Source organism: Ancylothrix sp. D3o (genome assembly GCF_025370775.1).
GTDB lineage: Bacteria > Cyanobacteriota > Cyanobacteriia > Cyanobacteriales > Oscillatoriaceae > Ancylothrix.
In genome coordinates, this window is sequence record NZ_JAMXEX010000001.1 from 476,816 (window position 1) to 492,052 (window position 15,237).

The following is a 15,237-nucleotide window of genomic DNA, read 5'->3' on the forward strand; positions in this document are numbered from 1 at the left end:
CAAAAACATTCAGATTATATTATAACATGAAAAAAACACTCCGCACTAGAACTAAGCTTGTCGCCCCAAGTGCTATCTGGGTCTGGAAAGTAGGGTGCGTTTTTGGCGACGCACCCCACCCAATCTATACTCTTTCTGAGGAAGCGACTGCCGGTTGAGCCATTTGAGGTTGGAATTGGAACAGAGAATAAACGACATTCCGGCGAATATCAGTCATCATATCCAAGAACAACTCATACCCCTCTGATTTATATTCAATTAAGGGGTCTTTTTGCCCATAACTCCGCAACCCTACCGATTCTCGCAAACCATCCATTTGCTGCAAATGTTCGCGCCACAAAGTATCAATTTGCTGCAAGATAAAAAAGCGTTCTGCTTGCCGCATCAAACCAGGTTGAATTTGATCAATCTGCGATTCTTTGATGTCATAAGCAATGCGTATCTGTTCGTGGAGAAACGTCTTAATTTCATCCAAACTCATGTCATCAAGTTGGCTGGGTTCCATATCCGAAAGCAGATAAACAAACTCTTTAACTTTATTTACCATGCTCGGTAGTTCCCACTCTTCCGAAGGCAGATCGGGGTTGACATACGCCTCAACAATGTCATCCATTGTTTTTTCGGCATATTCTATTACCCGTTCTTTTAAATCTTGACCTTCCAAAACCCGGCGGCGTTCTGCATAGATAGCACGGCGCTGATTATTCATCACCTCGTCATACTCAAACACTTGTTTACGAATGTCGTAATAGTAGGTTTCTACTTTCTTTTGAGCATTTTCCAAGGAACGAGTCAGCATCCCCGACTCAATGGGCATATCTTCCTCAACGCGGAACATATCCATCATTTTGCCCACCCGGTCGCCGCCAAAAATCCGCAGCAAGCTATCCTGTAAACTCAGGAAAAACTTTGTCGAACCAGGGTCGCCTTGACGAGCCGACCGGCCCCGTAATTGGTTATCAATTCGCCGTGATTCGTGGCGCTCTGTGCCAATAACGTGCAACCCGCCAAGCTGAACTACTTCGTCGTGTTCTTTGCCGGTTTTTTCTTCATACTCTTTGCGAATCCGGTTATAGACTTCGCGTAACTGACGAATCACCCCATCGTTTGTAGGCGCTTTTTCAGCCGCCACAGCGACTTTATCATCGGCTTCGAGTTCAGTTAAAGAACGTTCTCCGTAGGTTTTTACGGCAAACTGTACGGCTTCTTTGAGCAGCGTTTCCGTTTCTTTCGAGAGTGGTTTGGGGAAAATTTGTTCAGAGGCTTTCCAAGTTTTGACTTTTTTCTGAGTGGGGGCAAAACCTTGGCCGGCGGAGCGATTAGCAGTGCCCGGCACCCGCATTGAACTCACCAAACTTTCATCATCAGGACGGACAATAGCCGGCATGAAATACTCGCGCAATTTCAAGCGCGCCATATAGTCCGAGTTGCCACCTAAAATAATATCCGTTCCGCGACCGGCCATGTTTGTTGCAATTGTCAGCGCGCCTTTGCGACCGGCCTGGGCAACAATTTCTGACTCCCGCTCCACATTTTCTGGTTTAGCGTTCAACAAATTGTGAGGAATCTTAAGAGCTTGCAGCAAACTCGACAGATACTCAGAATTTTCTACACTGGTAGTACCCACCAAAACCGGACGACCAAGGGTGTGCATTTCTGCACATTCAGCCGCCACCGCTTTCCATTTAGCCTCCTCAGTTTTGTACACTACATCGGCTAAATCTCTGCGTTTATTGTTGCGGTTGGTCGGAACTCCTGTAACTTCCAAGCTATAAATTTTCTCAAATTCAGCTTCTTCTGTTTTTGCGGTGCCGGTCATCCCCGACAACTTCGGGTAAAGCAAAAAGAAATTTTGATAAGTAATTGTTGCCAGCGTTTGTGTTTCTGGCTGAATATCGACTCGTTCTTTTGCTTCTATCGCTTGATGTAAACCATCACTCCACCGGCGCCCTTGCAAAACTCGCCCTGTAAATTCATCAACAATTACGACTTCATCATCAAAAAGGATGTAGTTTTTATCCTTAATAAATAACTCTTTGGCTTTGATGGCGTTAAAAACGTAATGAGCCCAAGGATCATTAGGGTCATAAAGATCCGTCACACCGAGCAATCTTTCCGCCTCAGCAAACCCCTCATCGGTGAGCAGAACATTTCGAGCTTTTTCATCAACCTCATAATGTTCTTCTTTTTGTAGAGCATTGGCAATATCAGAGGCTTTCAAATATTTTTCTGTAGGACGTTCTATTTGACCCGAAATAATCAAAGGAGTACGCGCTTCATCAATTAAAATTGAATCTACTTCGTCAATAATGGCGTAATTAAAAGGTCTTTGTACCACTTCCGCCATAGAAGTTGCCATATTATCACGCAGATAATCAAACCCTAATTCGCTATTGGTTGCGTAGGTAATATCGCAAGCATAGTTACGCCGGCGTTCATCAGGGTTCATACCTTGTTGGATCAAACCCACACTTAAACCAAGAAAGCGATGAACTTGTCCCATCCATTCAGCGTCCCGACGGGCCAGGTAATCATTAACCGTGACGACGTGAACGCCTTTACCTGAAAGAGCATTGAGATACGATGGCAAAGTAGCGACGAGGGTTTTACCTTCGCCGGTTTTCATCTCAGCAATTTGACCTTTGTGCAAAATCATACCGCCCAACATTTGCACATCAAAATGCCGTAAACCTAAAACCCGGCGCGACGCTTCTCTTACCACAGCAAAGGCTTCTGGTAACAGTTCATCGAGCACTTCTTTTTGAGCATCGGGAGTTTTAGCATTATGGAGCCGCTGCTTAAACTCTGCTGTTTTAGCAATTAGTGCATCATCAGAGAGCGGTTGGATCTCTTCCTCTAGGAGGTTGATTTCAGTAACGAGCGGCTGAATTTTCTTGATTTTGCGTACATTGGGATCGCCGAGCAAATTTTTCAGCATGGCAGGAGCATTTAACGAAAGGATGAAGGATCGCGGACGAAGGATTAATATATTTTTCCTTCTTCCTTACGATTGATTTGTCTATTTACATTATGGAGAATTTTGCCACTCCGGGGACAAATCACGGAAATTGTAGTCTGATGCGCTGGGGTGACAGCTTATACAGGTGTTGAGTTTGACCGGCTCATTAAATTTTACGCGGGGGTGCAAAGCTTTAAAATGACGGGACTCCGCGAGCCTGTAGGGAGTTTCTTCTTCTTTTTGCAGTAGGCGGGAAGAAATTAGCAGGTAGTTCCAGATCAGGACGCGAAAGGGATCTGGAGGGATTTTAACTTGTACTCCGTAGTGTTGGGTATCGCTGAGTAGCTGTTGCCAGGTTTCGGTGGGCATCACTGCGGGGGGAAGTCCAAGGTGGCAGGTGGCACAGTTTTCGAGATAAAGTTCTTGTCCGTATTGTAGTTGAGGGTTGCTAAGCAAGTCTGTGGTATTTTGTCTCGGTGGGTTGGCGCTGCTGGCGAGTCCCCATCCCAGACCGATACTTAGGGCGGCTGCTATTAAAATTATGATCGTTGCTCTTAGTGTACGGGAATTAGGCATATTTAAGCCGCCGGTTAAAACCGGCGTCTACATGAAAAAAGTCCTTCGGACTAAATACACATTCTCTGAGAATTTATCTTAACCCCGGAGGGGTTTTATTCGTGTAGCGGTGGGTTTTAACCCGCCGCTTAACCCCGGAGGGGTTTTATTTGTGTAGCGGGGGCTTTTAACCCGCCCAGAAAGTGTTGGAAAAATGCGTTTTTAAGGAATAAAGACAGACGCCAATAACCGCTCGATGATGGTTTTGGATCTGCGGTTTCCTGCGGGGATAAGCCGGTGAGATAACACATGAGGGGCGAGATATTTTACATCATCAGGAGTCGCATAATCCCGCCCGGAAAGATAAGCAAAGGCTTGGCTGGAACGATACAAAGCAACGGCCCCTCTAGGGCTTACTCCGAGGGTAATTTCGTCGTCTTCGCGGGTGGCTCTTACTAAGTCTAAAATATATTTTTGTAAGCTATTTTCGATTTTTATTAACCGGCACTGACGAATTAATTCTTGCACTTCTTCTAGGGTGATGGCCGGTTGTAGTTCTTCAACTCGGATGCCGGTTTCGAGTTGTTGCAGCATTTGTAGTTCTTCGGTTTCGCTGGGATACCCAAGAGAAAAAGCGAGGGTGAAGCGATCCATTTGCGCTTCTGGGAGGGGAAAGGTGCCTTGATATTCGATGGGGTTTTGGGTGGCGATCACAAAAAATGGTGCCGGTACTGGACGAGTGACTCCATCTACGGTTACTTGTCTTTCTTCCATCACTTCTAGCAAGGCTGACTGGGTGCGGGGGGTGGCGCGGTTTATTTCGTCGCATAGTAAGACGTTGGTAAAAACCGGCCCAGCCAGAAATATAAATTCACCGCTTTTTGGGTTCCAAATATTGGTGCCGGTGATGTCGGTGGGTAATAAGTCGGGGGTGCATTGGATACGTTGAAATTTGCCGGCTACTGAACGAGCGAGCGATTTTGCTAGGAGGGTTTTGCCTACCCCTGGTACGTCTTCGAGTAAGGCGTGGCCACCGGCCAGTAAGGCGACAATTACTAACCGAATGGCGTCAGTTTTTCCTACGATGGTTTGGGCTAGATTTTCGGTGAGCCGGTCGATGCGTTCCCTCATATTTTGTCCTCGGTAAAGGGTCAATTATCATGTATGGGCGGGTTCACCTGCGATCTATGCTATAAGCGAAGCTATTGAATAGCCGCTCGGACTTCGGAGGTTTTGTCGAAACTCCAAAGCCCGCCCCTACTACATTTGTAATATTTTTTTTGCTAAATTGCAGTCGGCTTGAATTTGCTGTTTAAGGGCGTCGAGGGAGGGAAATTTTTCCTCAGTTCGCAGATATTCTTCGAGGGTGACGGTGATGTTTTGGCCGTATAAATCTCCTGACCAGTCTAATAAATGCACTTCGGTTGTGAGTTTTACACCGGCTACTGTGGGGCGCATTCCTATATTCATTACCCCCGGAATTGGTTTGCTGTTTGAGTCGGAATTTTCCAGCCAAACTTGCACGGCATAAACTCCGGTTTTGGGTAAAAATTTCTCTTGGTTAAGTTGTATATTTGCGGTGGGAAATCCCAAGGTTCTGCCGAGTTTTTGGCCGGTTATTACTGTTCCCATTAAGCTGTAGGAACGGCCTAAAAGTCTGTTGGCTGCTTTAACATTTCCGGCTTCTAAATAGCATCGTATTTGAGAGCTACTAATGCGTTCTTCTTGACAAATTTCTAGGGGCACAATGGTTACTTTCACTCCATATTCCCAGGCTATTGATTTTAGTTCTTCTGTGGTGCCGGTGCGTTTGTATCCGAAGCGGAAATTTTGTCCGACACTGATTTGTTTGGCCGCCAGTTCTCGCACGAGAATTTTTTCGACAAATTCGCGGGGAGTTAAGGAGGCAATATCGTTGTTAAAGGGTAATAAAACTAATTGCTGTACCCCTATTTCCCGCAAGAGGGCTATTTTTTCATCCAGCGGGGTGAGAAGAGTGCGGGTGATGCCGGTGAAAAATTGCTGGGGGTGGGGATAAAATGTCACCACTGTTGAATGCACCCCACTAGGCAAAACTGAGGGGCTGTAAGGTTCCTCTGGCCGGTCGTTCGCTTTTAGGGATTTGCAACTGCCAAGGCGGGAATTTTGCCAGTTTAGGGGCTTTTGCCTTGCGATGGACGGCTGCGCTTGTGCTGCGGCAATGGTAGCCGGTTGGACAGCCCGATGTAAAATTGGAGAGATCACCTGTTGGTGTCCTCGGTGTAAGCCATCAAAGTTGCCGAGGGCGATGGCTGTTGGTGTTAGCGCTGTTGAGAGAGATTTGGAGACCCACACGCCGGTTTTTGCCAAAATGCTTAATGTTTAATTTTTACAATTGTGCGGTATTTTAAAACCTGCTATCTCAAATCTCAGGCGGAAACTTTGGCATCTTGGACTGTTTCAATGACGGCAACTTCGCTCTCGGAGGCTAAGCCTGGGGGGACTAATTGAATTGATTGCCCTTCTCTTGCCATCAGGCTGTCGGGAAATTGCTGTCCGACTTGTTCGGCGACGCTATCGAGAAAATCATCGTTGTGGAGCGGATCGTGGTGGAAGATAACCAATTTTTTGACATTGGCGGCTTTGGCAACTTTTACGGCTTCTTGCCAAGTTGAGTGTCCCCAACCAACTTTACTGGTTTTTTCTGAGTAGTATTCTTGATCGGTGTAGGTGGCGTCGTATATCATCACGTCGGCGTTGCGAGCCAGCCAGAGGACGTTTTCATCGAGCCGGTCGGGAAAATGTTCTGTGTCGGTGATGTATGCGGCGGAGCAGCCTTGTGAGCTTATCCGGTAGCCTACGGCTTCGCCGGGATGGTTGAGCAGGGCGTTTTCGATGGTGACATCGCCAAGCTGGACTGTTTCGCCTACTCCTAAGTCGTTAAATTCGAGTTGCGCTCCCATGATTTGTAAGGGTACGGGGAAGTTGGGGTGCAACATTTGGTCATTGAGGCGTTGTTCGATGGTAGCACCGTTGGGCGCAACGGCTCCGTAGATGTGGAAGCGGTTTCCTTTGATGAAGGCGGGGACGAAAAAGGGGAATCCCTGGATGTGATCCCAGTGGGAATGGGTGAAGAACATATAGGCTTCTACCGGCATTTGCGACAATAGGGATTGTCCTAATACTCTCAGGCCGGTGCCTCCATCAAAGATCAAGCGCTTGCCACCTACGCGCATTTCTACGCAGGGGGTGTTTCCCCCATAGCGCACTGTTTCTGCGCCCGGACAGGCGATGCTACCTCGAACGCCCCAGAAGTGGACTGTAAATTGGTTTGGTTTGATTGACATGGGTATTTCTCGCTTTGCTTGCTTCTATTGGGGGGAGTTCATGGATACGGTTTTATGTGTGGGCAAAGTCTATATCATCAAATTTAGTTTAGAGAGCGGCAGTTGTGCGGAATTTTGCTGTGGTTTTCTACAGTTATTTTTTGGGAACCGCACGGACGAACAAAACAATGGCTCTTCTCTGGCTCGATGCACTCGCTTTCGCTAGAGGGATTCTATATCTTATTGAAACACTTTAGGAGTGCGTGTGGCAAATTTAATTGGTGCTGAACTGGGAGATGCCGGTTTTGCCTGTGGTTTATTAAATACTAACGATAGTTTTTGCTCTTGTTTTGTTAATTCTGCCTGTTTGGCCTGGGTTTTTGCCGCTTTTCTCATTATAGATACCTAATAAGGGGGAAAACTGCTGTTGTTATGTATAAATAGGTGTCGCTAAAACTATCTGTATAAAATATGATTCTTTTTATTTGCAGCATTTTGAGCTTTTTATCAATTAAATCGAGGATATAGGTTTTTGGGTTTTGGTTATTAAGTATAACTGAATAGCGGTTAAATAAATATATTTTATACAAAGCTGAGGCGGGCTGAACACCTAGGGCTGTACAAAGGAAAAGTTAGGCAGTTTCTCAGGCACCGGCTCCACTGTTTCCGATAAACTCAGGATAAAGGCCGGTTCGCAGGTTGCCACAGGCATTTAACTCAGCACAATTTCAAGCCCTACCCCTTCAACATGGACAATATTCTCGCAGACAAGGACGCAAATTTACAAATATCAGCCGATAGCGTAAGTGCCGGTGTTGGCGCTGCTGTGAATGGTTTCTCGCAAACGGTGAGCGCATTTGACTGTACAATGATGCAGCGATGTTTAAGTTTGGCTCGTCAGGCTCAGGGGCAAACTTCTCCTAATCCTTTGGTTGGGGCGGTGATTGTTCGGGATGGCCAAATTGTAGGGGAAGGTTTTCACCCAAAGGCCGGTCAGCCTCATGCAGAGGTTTTTGCTCTCCGGGCTGCCGGTGAGTTGGCTAAGGGTGCGACAATTTACGTTAATCTTGAACCTTGCAATCATTACGGACGGACTCCGCCTTGTAGTGAGGCTTTGGTGGCGGCGGGGGTGGCAAAAGTTGTGGTGGGTATGGTTGACCCTAATCCTTTGGTGGGTGGGGGTGGAATTGAACGGTTAAGAAAGGCCGGTATTGAGGTGGTGGTGGGTGTTGAGGAAAAAGATTGCCGCAGGCTTAATGAGGCGTTTATCCATAGAATTGTACACCGGCGCCCGTTTGGAATTTTGAAATATGCGATGACGCTTGATGGCAAAATTGCTAGTAGCACCGGCCATAGTAGCTGGGTAACAAGTAAGGATTCTCGCAGTGAAGTTTATCAGTTGCGCTCTATTTGTGATGCGGTGATTGTGGGGGGAAATACGGTACGGTTGGATAACCCGCGTTTAACGACACATGATCCGGTGATACGCAACCCGTTACGGGTGGTGATGAGTAGGAGTTTGAATTTACCCCCACAGGCGCGTTTGTGGGAAGTTGAAGATGCGCCGACGCTGGTGGTAACGGAAACGGGGGTTAATCCTGAATTTCAAAAGATGTTAAAGAATAAGGGGGTGGAAGTCGTCGAGTTGGATGTGCTGACACCGGATGCGGTGATGGTGCATTTGTATGACCGGCAATTTTCCGCTGTGTTGTGGGAATGTGGAGGTACTTTGGCGGCTAGTGCGATAGCAGGAGGTGCGGTGCAAAAGATTTTAGCTTTTATTGCTCCTAAAATTATTGGCGGTGTGTTGGCTCCGACGCCGGTGGGAGATTTGGGGTTAATGAGTATGACGGATGCTTTTAGTTTAGAACAGGTAAGCTGGCGGCCTATTGGTTCTGAGTGTGTGGTGGAAGGTTATTTGAAACTTCTTTAAGTCAATTGACAAAGGACTAATGACAAAACTGTGTTAGAAATTTTGATTTGGAGTGTCTTTGTGGGCACGCTTGGCATGGAGGCTGTGATTGCTGGTGCGGTTATGGGCCGGCAACAACTTATAGATGAGCAATTATACCAGGAGGAGGAGTTAATTTTGAGTTTGCAAGATACTGAGGAAAATTCTTATGGGCCGGTGCCTATGGCTCCTCAAAGCTTATCCCAAAATGGCGGGGGTAGGGATATGGCAAAAGATCCGCGTTTGAATGGCTGGGAATATAAAATTGTGCGTTCTAGCTCGGATTTGTTTAGGGATGCAAATGTTTTTCAAAAATTGTGTGAGGAAGAGGCACAAGCAGGGTGGATTCTGTTAGAAAAGTTGGATGATAGGCGGGTGAGATTTAAACGTCCTTTGGCGATGCGGGATATTATTAAAGGTGAGTTTATTTCGTTTGATCCGTACCGGACTCATTATGGGCCGTCGGTGAGTTGGACTTCTTGGCTGACGGGGGTTGCGGCGGTTGGGGCGTTGTTGCTGCCGGCCTACCTGGGCTTTGTTTTGGTGTCAAATACTTTGGCGAGTTCGCGGGCAAATTCTCCGAATAATTCTGCACCGACTGTGTTACCGAATGCAAGTGATGGGGAAAATTCTCTGGGGCAGTGATCGTTAATTGTGAGCCGGTGGGTATCCTCAACTTAGAGACAACACTCGTGGAGTATTGTCATTTCCTGCTTTGGTGAGTTAACACTAAAGGAGGGGACTATAAAAAATTGGTATTGTCTGTCTTTGTTGGGGATGTATGGCTAAGCACAAATTCCAGAAAGCAATTCAGCGTCTACTAAAAGAAATATTTAATCTTTTTAAGCGGCTGTCTCGGCAACTAATGCAGTGGTTGCTTCGCTCTTATTTGGTGACGAACCGGTGGAGGCAGACTCAAGCGGGATTTGTGCTGCCAACCCTTGCTTTAATGATGATTGTGGTGTTTTTGGTGGTGGCGGCGGTGATGTTCCGCACGTTTAGCCGCAATACTCAGGTGATTCGGGATTACCAAACTCAGCAGGTGGTGAATGCCGCGACGCCGGCTTTGGATAGGGCAAAAGCAAAGATAGAATATTTGTTTACAACTGACCCCAGACTGCCAGCCGGTATTCCAGATGAAACTATTCTGGAAGCGATGATGAAAAATGATGGCAGTGAGGGTGTACCAGCACTACCGAATGATGTATATAGGTATCCTGATGAAACAAGGGTGACAACTCTTGATGGACTGGCTTCTGGAATCACGCCTCTTGTTTGGAGGTACACAAATAATCAAAATACACAAAACCCAAATGACGATGTAACCACCATTTACGGAGTGGTGCTTAGGGCCGAAAGACAGGTAGGCAACGGGCCTCGCTATTCAGTTGATCCAAGATCAACTAATCCCAAAATATATGTGCAAAATGATAAACGAGAGGCGAGCACTCCGGGGAAAGCAGACTTATGGTTGGTTCGTAATGGCCCTTTAGCGACCACAATTCAAAACAGTAACGCCGCCTGCACCGGCACAGGGGGAGGCTCAAACCTTTTGGCTGGTTGGTTCCCCGGAAATGGAACTGCAACGGTGTACAAAAATATGCAAGTTTTTGCTGTTAGCGTGCCGGCGACAGCTACCAACCAAGTAAACGCTACAAATAAAGCTATTTCCACACTTCAGTATCAGCAAGACCGCTCGTTTGACCGAGGAAATAAATGGGGGGCTTGGTTCCGCTATGATTTGGAAATTTTTCCAGGCCAAAATTTTAACTGGAACGGAGCGATGCACTCGCAAAGTAATATTTTTGTGGCCGGTCAAACGTTCCGCTCTCATTTAATTAGCTCTCCTAGTTCTTGCTTTTTCTTACCAGAGAGCGGTTCCAGAATCACGACGGCTGGGGAATTAGTGGCCGGTCGGATTCGAGAAGATAGTAACGCAGCCGGCACCGTTGGTACGGTTCTTATGGATGCTCAAGACAGCGCTACAGTCATTCGAGGACAAGCAGATACCGGCGCTAATGGCCCGTTTCCGGTAGACGCAAACACCGATTCTATTAACCCTACGTCATACAATATTTCGCGCATTTCCGTAGATCCACTGCGCCTGCAAGTTCAGGGGATTTCTAGGCCACGAGTAGACTCCGGTACCAGCACTTGGCAACGTGACCCCAACTTTAGCCCAGATCCAAAACCGGCAACTCCAGTATTAGGAACCAGTCGGGTAAACGTAGATATTAACTCTTGTGCTCCCTACGTTGATGATACCTATCGTGCTGATAACCGCGTTGGCCCTAAACCCGCCTACTCCAGAGAAAGACCGTTCCGAAATCCCACCACCAATAGAGACGAGTGTGCACTACCTTACTTAAGGGTGGCACAAGGCTCTGACATCGCCGCTCAAGCAGACCCCCTTCCCACAACTGATCCAACACAGACAATTGCAAGTGATGATTTAATTCGTCCCGAACCTCTGGGCCCAGAAGTGCCGGAAACTGTAGGGTTAGATGGTTTCTGGGAACGCCGCGCTCGCAATGAAGGGCTGAGAATTATTGTCGGTGAACGCTTGGAGTTGGGAAATACATTCGGCTGGAATAATGGCGATGTCAATAATAATGGCAATCTCAATGATGATGATCCTAATGCCGCAGATCCACTTTACCCACTTAACCGGGCAAATCCCCAAACAAACAGTCCCGCCTGGGCCCGCACAAGCAACCCACAGAGAAGCAACGAAGCATGGCAACTGCGTACCCTTTACGATAATTTAGCCGCTGTGCAAGGAACGGCAATTTATCATGCCAAGGTAGGGGATAATTCTGGCACAGCAGTTAATGAAGGTGGTTATTTCCCCACATCTTGTTTAGCAAGCACAGTTCACCCTGGCACCGCTCATACTTTGGCTCAAAGTGCAACTTTTGAAATGCTCCCGAATGGTTCAGCAAATCCTACCTTGTTGAGCAATTTCTTTTATGGGCAAGGTACAAATGGTTGGGAATTTACAATGCCGGCGGGTATAACAACAGAAACGGCTTTTGAAACGGCAGTTGGTAATGCCAATAGTCCGTTAAGACAAGCTTTAGAGAATTTGTCGCGCTTTGCCGGTGATCCTAAAGGCGCATTTCCAGCAGCGCAAGCTGTTCCAGGAGACCCAGATATTGTGGAGCATCCCTACTCCAATATGGCAATGTGGGGAAATTACTCGAACTTGCGACGGGCAATTGGCAGTGGGGCATATAACACTTTAAGTATTGCAGATAAGTCTTATCTCCACACCGCAGCTTGCACTTTAGGGCTTTTGGCGTACAACATTAGTTACATCAATGAGTTTACTTATTCGGCACTCCCCTCCGCAGATCGTACACCTTTTGAGACTGCTATTACCAATATTACAAGCAGTCCTAATTTTTCTAATCTACAATCTACCGATGATAAACCAAATTACATTATTTCTGAACTAGATAGGCAGCTTGCAGATACCACCAATTCTACCTCTTTACAGACTAAGACAAAAAATGCTGCCATTGCCAAAATTTTGTACCTTAAAGAACAAATTGCCCTTGATCGTAGTAATGGTCAATCCTTTAGTAACCCAACAACACCAGAATCATGCCCACTCACAGGCAGCCCCGCCGCACCACTTTGCCCACAAAATGGAGATGATTACAAGCCAAAATTCCCGGCACTATATTACATTTTCCCGACTGTCGCTCACCGAGAGCCGCCACATCCAACAGTAACACGCGATGTTTTGGGAAACCGGGATGCTTATATCAGAGGAAACGATGTAAATGGAACGTTTACTTACCACGATTTCCCTTTGTCGAATGACCCAATTAAGACGATTGTAGCGAGACCGAAACAGTTGGGAATTAACCTCAATCAACTGGGTGGTACGGCTCAAAATTGGATGTTACCAAGAGTTGAGAGACCTGACGCTCGTTGTAATTCCTACGCAATGTTGAATTTTACTCCCACAGCGGGTAACGGTGATAGCTATATCAGAACCGTTAATTTGTCGAATAATAGCCTAACAAATGGTTGTGTGCGGGTAGCATTTAAAGATTCGGCGATTTTTGACGGTCGGGAAATGATGAGCGTCCGGCTGATGAATTTGGATTTAGACTTGATGCGGACTACACCTGTTCCAAATGCCAGTACACAAGATACATGGTTGCCAACAAGCAGTCTTGTTTATGCCTTCCGCGAAGATGCAGTGCGAGAAGATGCCATTGTGAGGCCAGAATTTATGAATGCAAATTCTTACCTACAAAGGTGGAATGGCACAAATCCTCCAGGCAACCCAACGGCAGTTAGTGAGGTAATGAATGTTTGGAATAACCAAGATCCACCATTGATACCAATCACCACACCGCCGCCGGTGTCTCCCGGATTGCCGAGGGGGATTAGCCCCAAACCAATAGACTACTATCCTGACCCAGATCGCCGTCCCTATGGTTTCCGTTTACGGAATGGTTCAAATTTGGTACGGGAAGGAATTACGGTGCCGGTGCAGAATCTGGAGCGTGGTTTGTCGTTAATTTCAGATAACCCGGTGTACATTCAAGGCAACTTTAACTTGCATACTACCGATGGTACTAACACCCAACAAGAATTTACAGACTCAACGCAACCTTTCTATAGTCGCTCAGCATTAAATCCCAATTTTGGCAAAGGAAATGATCGGTGGCGACAGTCAGAAATTATTGCAGATGCCATTACTATTATTTCTAATAACTGGCAGTGTGATGGCACAGTTCAAAGTGGGATTCGTGGTGATAACACAGGCTGTTCTGCTGCATCTTCTTACCGCAACAGCAATATGCAAGGCGAACCCAGCCCGAGCTTCTGGACTCCTGCGGCAAGAAAACCTGTTACCACAGCTTTAACCGATTTAGAAGGCTATGTCTGCGCCAACCCCTACGATCCAAGACTTGCTTCGATGAACGAAATATTGGCAGCAAGTTTTAATAGCTCCACAACATCAAACCTTTCTACAGCCGATGGTAAAGGTTGTGACGGCCCGATTAAAGTTCTGCGTAATGGAGAAATTCAATATAAAGTAAACGCTGCTGATGCCGCAGGCACTTCTTATTCTCGTTTCAGAGACTTTAGAGCTGATAGAAATTCACCAGGAGCTTTAAACACCGCTACTGCCACAACTATAAATGCAGTATTAGTGAGTGCAGTGACTCCCTCGCGTCCAGGGAGTGCTAATGGTGGGTTACACAACTTCCCACGCTTGATTGAAGACTGGGGCGCTGGTAGTGTTGCCCTCAATATTTCTGGCTCAATGTTGCAGCTGAATTTCAGTAACTATGCCACTGCTCCCTATGACCAAGATGCGTGGGAACCAGGGATGGTACCTATCTTGGGAGGCAACTCAAGTTCCCAAGAATTATACAAATACTATAGAGTGCCGAGCCGAAACTGGGGTTATGATGTAGCGCTGCAAATCTCGTCAGCGGGGCCGATTGCTCGCCGGATGGTAATTCCTTCTCTCGAACGCAGTGAGTTTTACCGGGAACCCCCGGCAGATGACCCCTACATTTGCAAGTTACGCAAAGTTGTAGAGACGGGTATCACTTGTCCTAACTAATTTTTAAGGATGGTTTATTGTTCGTAAATGCAAACAATGAACCATCCAAATTTCGTAACTACTAGAAATGTGGAGGTTTAAGATGAAAAGACGTTTGTTAAACGACTCAGAAAAAGGATTAACACTGCTAGAGTCCCTAGTGGGTATTATGGTAGTAGCTGTAGTCATTAGTCTGATTACCCCGGCTTTGGTGGTGGGTTATGCGTCGCGGATCAAAAATTACAGAACTGACCAAGCGATTAAACTGGCGCGCGGTGAAATTGATCGGGTACGTTTGGAAGTTGAGCGGGGAAATTATACCAATTTACCTCCCACTTTGGGTCAAACGGTTGATCGGTTTGATTTAGATTCTCAGGTGCCGGCACCAACTCCCAACCCAAATCCTCCCGCCTGTCCGTTAAATGCGACAGCTGCCACTAGCGTAACAGAGTGGTGTGCTGTAGATATCAATGGAGATGGTCAGCAGAATTGGGATTTAGGAGTCCAAACTTTTACCTCATCAACACCAGCGGTAGTTTATCAGCAGGTACGTGGTAAACCTGTTGCATTTTTGATGGGGGTACGGGTTTATACAAGAGCGGCTTTAATTTCAGGGAGTTTAAAGCCATATCCAAGGCGAGAAACTGCTTCGGGAGGTTTAACTTCAGGTCAGGTTTTAAGCTTGCCTCTAGTTACCTTTTATACGCCTATTGTTAAAAGTGATTTACCTACTTCTCGCTTTGCTTATTGCGAACTGAATAACAAAATTCAGGTGACATCAGCTAATTGTAATTAGTGGCAGACGCAGATGTATTAGCAATGAGTTTTTAAAAGTAAGAAAATGCGGTAAAGAAAGAAAATAAAAGAGAAAAAGGCTGCTACAACTTATCAA

9 protein-coding genes are annotated in these 15,237 nt (G+C 46.5%); 4 read left to right on the forward strand and 5 right to left on the reverse strand.

Annotation, left to right across the window (positions count from 1 at the left end; all coding sequences use genetic code 11):
• Positions 1–124: 124 nt before the first annotated feature.
• The 5 genes from secA to NG798_RS02100 form a co-directional block, all read right to left on the reverse strand.
• On the reverse strand, positions 125–2,938 hold the full coding sequence (gene secA / locus NG798_RS02080; RefSeq protein ID WP_261220137.1) for a preprotein translocase subunit SecA: 2,814 nt from the start codon (positions 2,936–2,938) through the stop codon (positions 125–127).
• Between the two features lie 90 nt (positions 2,939–3,028).
• Positions 3,029–3,535 carry a diheme cytochrome c gene (locus NG798_RS02085; RefSeq protein ID WP_261220138.1) on the reverse strand — a complete coding sequence of 169 codons (507 nt, stop codon included), beginning with the start codon at positions 3,533–3,535 and terminating at the stop codon, positions 3,029–3,031.
• Positions 3,536–3,736: 201 nt separating this feature from the next.
• Positions 3,737–4,645 (reverse strand): MoxR family ATPase, encoded by a 909-nt coding sequence (locus NG798_RS02090; protein WP_261220139.1) that lies wholly within the window; start codon positions 4,643–4,645, stop codon positions 3,737–3,739.
• 129 nt (positions 4,646–4,774) lie between these two features.
• On the reverse strand, positions 4,775–5,848 hold the full coding sequence (locus tag NG798_RS02095; protein WP_261220140.1) for a bifunctional riboflavin kinase/FAD synthetase: 1,074 nt from the start codon (positions 5,846–5,848) through the stop codon (positions 4,775–4,777).
• Positions 5,849–5,922: 74 nt separating this feature from the next.
• Positions 5,923–6,840, reverse strand: a complete 918-nt coding sequence (locus tag NG798_RS02100; protein WP_261220141.1) for an MBL fold metallo-hydrolase — start codon at positions 6,838–6,840, stop codon at positions 5,923–5,925.
• Between the two features lie 847 nt (positions 6,841–7,687).
• Between NG798_RS02100 and ribD the strand changes: the two genes are divergently transcribed.
• From ribD to NG798_RS02120, 4 genes are all read left to right on the forward strand, one after another.
• Positions 7,688–8,752 (forward strand): bifunctional diaminohydroxyphosphoribosylaminopyrimidine deaminase/5-amino-6-(5-phosphoribosylamino)uracil reductase RibD, encoded by a 1,065-nt coding sequence (ribD, locus tag NG798_RS02105; RefSeq protein ID WP_261220531.1) that lies wholly within the window; start codon positions 7,688–7,690, stop codon positions 8,750–8,752.
• Between the two features lie 30 nt (positions 8,753–8,782).
• Positions 8,783–9,415 (forward strand): hypothetical protein, encoded by a 633-nt coding sequence (locus NG798_RS02110; RefSeq protein WP_261220142.1) that lies wholly within the window; start codon positions 8,783–8,785, stop codon positions 9,413–9,415.
• 136 nt (positions 9,416–9,551) lie between these two features.
• Positions 9,552–14,366, forward strand: a complete 4,815-nt coding sequence (gene hpsA / locus NG798_RS02115; RefSeq protein WP_261220143.1) for a hormogonium polysaccharide biosynthesis protein HpsA — start codon at positions 9,552–9,554, stop codon at positions 14,364–14,366.
• A gap of 82 nt (positions 14,367–14,448) precedes the next feature.
• A complete protein-coding gene (locus NG798_RS02120; RefSeq protein ID WP_261220144.1) occupies positions 14,449–15,141 on the forward strand; it encodes a type II secretion system protein in 693 nt (230 codons plus the stop codon).
• Positions 15,142–15,237 lie beyond the last annotated feature (96 nt).

Coding starts and splice junctions, on each gene's coding strand:
- ribD (WP_261220531.1), top strand. CDS start 7,688: ATGATGCAGCGATGTTTAAGTTTGGCTCGTCAGGCTCAGGGGCAAACT.
- hpsA (WP_261220143.1), top strand. CDS start 9,552: ATGGCTAAGCACAAATTCCAGAAAGCAATTCAGCGTCTACTAAAAGAA.
- NG798_RS02100 (WP_261220141.1), bottom strand. CDS start 6,840: ATGTCAATCAAACCAAACCAATTTACAGTCCACTTCTGGGGCGTTCGA.
- NG798_RS02090 (WP_261220139.1), bottom strand. CDS start 4,645: ATGAGGGAACGCATCGACCGGCTCACCGAAAATCTAGCCCAAACCATC.
- NG798_RS02085 (WP_261220138.1), bottom strand. CDS start 3,535: ATGCCTAATTCCCGTACACTAAGAGCAACGATCATAATTTTAATAGCA.
- secA (WP_261220137.1), bottom strand. CDS start 2,938: ATGCTGAAAAATTTGCTCGGCGATCCCAATGTACGCAAAATCAAGAAA.
- NG798_RS02120 (WP_261220144.1), top strand. CDS start 14,449: ATGAAAAGACGTTTGTTAAACGACTCAGAAAAAGGATTAACACTGCTA.